3 protein-coding genes are annotated in these 3,458 nt (G+C 30.2%); all 3 read left to right on the top strand.

Going from position 1 to position 3,458, the window contains the following annotated elements:
- Positions 1-137 precede the first annotated feature (137 nt).
- Genes C7958_RS15420 through C7958_RS15410 form a run of 3 tightly spaced genes read left to right on the top strand, consistent with a single transcriptional unit; the run spans position 138 to position 3,359 of the window.
- Positions 138-1,388 (top strand): site-specific integrase, encoded by a 1,251-nt coding sequence (locus C7958_RS15420; protein ID WP_111573556.1) that lies wholly within the window; start codon positions 138-140, stop codon positions 1,386-1,388.
- Position 1,389: 1 nt separating this feature from the next.
- Complete coding sequence (locus C7958_RS15415; RefSeq protein ID WP_111573555.1) at positions 1,390-2,343, top strand: tyrosine-type recombinase/integrase; 954 nt, start codon at positions 1,390-1,392, stop codon at positions 2,341-2,343.
- Positions 2,340-3,359, top strand: coding sequence for a site-specific integrase (locus C7958_RS15410; RefSeq protein WP_111573554.1), 1,020 nt, complete (start codon positions 2,340-2,342; stop codon positions 3,357-3,359). The genes C7958_RS15415 and C7958_RS15410 overlap by 4 nt, the downstream gene beginning before the upstream one ends.
- Positions 3,360-3,458 lie beyond the last annotated feature (99 nt).

The raw sequence follows: 3,458 nt of genomic DNA, 5'->3' as shown, positions 1-3,458 counted from the left end.
TAAGGGTTATGTAAAGTATATGATTATGTAAAGTACATTAAAATAATGTTGATATACTAGAAATTTTTGCTGGTTTACTTTACATAATTACTCTATAATTAATTAAAGCTAAAAGATTAATTATTATAGAGAGGAAAATGAAAATGAAAAAACAGCAAAAACTTCAAGAACTAGTTTCAGAACTGGAGGTGTATATTAAAAGTTTATCCTATAACAGGGCTACTCAACTAAAATATCAAAGGGGTTGGAAGCATTTAAATGATTTTATGAGTAAAAATTCTATTGAATTTTATAATTCTCAAGTGGGAGAAAAATTTATATTCAGTATAATGAAAAATCGTCCTTATGAAAGCTTAAGCAGAAAAGAAAAAGATCTTCTTCGAGTTGCAAATGTAACCAGTGAGTTTCAAGTTACAGGTGTAATCAGATTTAGATCCGTTTCTAAAAAATATGATTTTAGTGGCGAAATTGATAAAATAATTTTAAACTATCTCGAATACCTTAAGCTTAAAGGAAATGCATTAAGAACAATAGAAGGCAAGAAAATTCATTTATTAAGATTTTTAGATTATTTGAAAGCTAGTAATATATTTTCGCTAAAAACTTTGGAAAATCAGCATATTCTTCAGTTTATTAATGATCTGGGAATATATTCTAATGCCTCAATTCATAATATAGTTGGTACTTTAAAAGGTTTTTTAAAATATTTATATCAGAGTGAAATTCTTCTGACTGATTTTTCTTATATTATTCCAAAAATCGGTTACAAAAAAGAGAGCAAATTGCCAACAACTTATACCAAAGAAGAAGTTGAAAAACTCCTTAAATCAGTAGATAGAGCAAATCCTAAAGGAAAGCGAGATTTTGCGATGATACTGCTTGCAGCAAGGCTTGGTTTAAGAGCTTCTGATATTTGTAGAATGAAGTTTGAAAATATCAACTGGAAACAGAATAATATTAGAATTAAACAAACTAAAACCGCCAAGGTAATTGAATTGCCACTTTTAACAGAAGTCGGTAATGCAATTATTGATTATTTAAAATATGGTCGTCCAAAGACAGATTTACCCTATATTTTCATTTGTATTGGTCAACCTTATGGTAAGCTCAAAGAACCTACACTACACAGTATAGTAACATTTTATTTAAAAAGAGCAAAAATTGATAATCTGGATAAGAAAAAACATGGGCCCCATGCCCTGAGACACAGCCTTGCCTGCACTTTATTGGAGCAAAAAACTCCACTGCCAGTTATTTCAGAAGTGCTTGGTCATAGCAGTACAGAAAGCACAAAAACATATCTAAGAATAGATCTTAATTCTCTAAGACAGTGTTCTCTTGAAGTTCCAGTTCTAAATTCACCTTATTATATTCAGGAGGTGAACTAAAATGGAATTCAAGAGCATATATTCAGTGCTTTTAAAACAGTATATAGAGTTCAAAAGAAATATTGGTTATGACTACAAAGATATTGCAACTTTTAAAATATTTGACCGTTTTATACTTCAATATGAAGTAACCGAGATAGGTTTAACTAAAGATATTACTGATGAATGGGCTAAAAAAAGGGAAAATGAAGCTGATACTACAAGATACAAAAGAGTTAATGCAATTAAGAATTTTTCTGTTTATTTAAACAAACTTGGCTACCAATCATATATTCCAGAACAGATTAAATTTAAAAAAACAACTTTCACACCCCATATTTTTTCTAATCACGAGATAAAAGCATTTTTTGAGGCCTGTGATAATTTTAAATTTAAAGAAAAATCAAATACAAGATATGTTATGCCAGTTGTATTCCGTATGATTTACGGCTGCGGCTTAAGAGTTAATGAAGCTCTCTCTTTAAAAACTGAAGATGTGAATTTGACCGAAAAATATATTATTATTAGAAATGCTAAAAATGATAAAGATAGAATTTTACCTTTGTCGGATTCATTAACTGATATCTGCCTATTATACAAAGAAAAATGTTTATCAAAAAATTTAATAGAAAAATATTTTTTTAGTCAGTATAATGGTGAAAGATATGCAAGCGATACTATTTACAAATGGTTTAGAAAAATTTTGTGGGAAGCCAATATATCTCATGGCGGTAAAGGAAAAGGTCCACGAGTCCATGATTTTCGACATACCTTTAGTGTTCATTCACTGATTAAAATGTCGGAATCTGATCTTGATCTATATTACTCTTTACCTATCCTGTCTCAATACTTAGGTCATCAATCACTGGAAGCAACAGATAAATATGTCAGGCTGACTTCTGATATGTATCCAGAATTAATTAAAGAAATTAATAATCTCTGCTCATATATTTTTCCAGAGGTGAAACTCCCATGAAAAATACTGATTTCTCTTATTATTTAACTACTTTCTTAAAAAATTATTTGCCTGGTGAAAAAGGGGTTAGCGAAAATACTATTTTATCTTACAGAGATACCTTTATTCTTTTACTCAAATTTTTTAAAGATAGAAAAAATATCTCTGCCGAAAATATCACCCTGGAAATTATCACAAAAGATATTATTGTTGATTTTTTAGGCTGGATAGAAGTTCAGCGTCATTGCAGCATAACTACCAGAAATATTCGGCTGGCAGCTATGCACTCTTTTTTTAGATATCTTCAATATCAGAGTCCTGAAAACCTGCAGGAATGGCAGAGAATATTATCAATACCAGTCAAAAAAACAGAAAAGGCAACAATGAATTATCTATCATTAGATGGAATTAAATTATTATTAGAAATGCCTGATCAAAGTTTGAAATCAGGACAACGCAATTTAGCAATACTGAGTTTAATGTATGATACAGCAGCTAGAGTGCAGGAGATTATTGATTTAACACCATCAAATATTCGTTTTGATAAACCATATACAGTTAAACTGATTGGCAAAGGGAAAAAAGCAAGAATAGTCCCCTTAATGGAACCAACAGCTGAAATTTTAAAAAGATATATGGAAGCAAATGGTCTTCTGAAAGATTATGCAAATGAGTATCCATTATTTTTCAATAGTCGCAAAGAAAAACTTACAAGAGCTGGAGTAAATTATATTTTAAAAAAATACAGCAAAATAGCTAGAGAAAAAATACCTGCTTTAATACCTGATCAAATTTCATGCCATTCATTGAGGCACTCAAAAGCCATGCATCTTCTGCAGGCGGGTGTAAATCTGGTTTATATCAGAGATATTCTTGGTCATAGCTCGGTTCAGGTAACTGAAGTCTATGCCAGAGCTGATTCCAGACAGAAACGAGAAGCTATTGAAAAAGCCTATACTGATGTTTCTCCGACAGGAAAGCCTCAATGGCAGGAGAATGATGATTTATTATTATGGTTAAACCAATTTAATCAATAGTATTTAATGGAATTATGTAAAGTAAATTTGGAAACTATCCTGTTATCATTATAGTCTAAGAATTTACTTTACATAATCATATACTTTGCATAACCCTTC

The organism is Halanaerobium saccharolyticum, assembly GCF_003259895.1.
GTDB classification, from domain to species: domain Bacteria; phylum Bacillota; class Halanaerobiia; order Halanaerobiales; family Halanaerobiaceae; genus Halanaerobium; species Halanaerobium saccharolyticum_A.
Note: the sequence above shows the minus strand (reverse complement) of the source record. Positions and strands in the feature narration are given on the sequence as shown.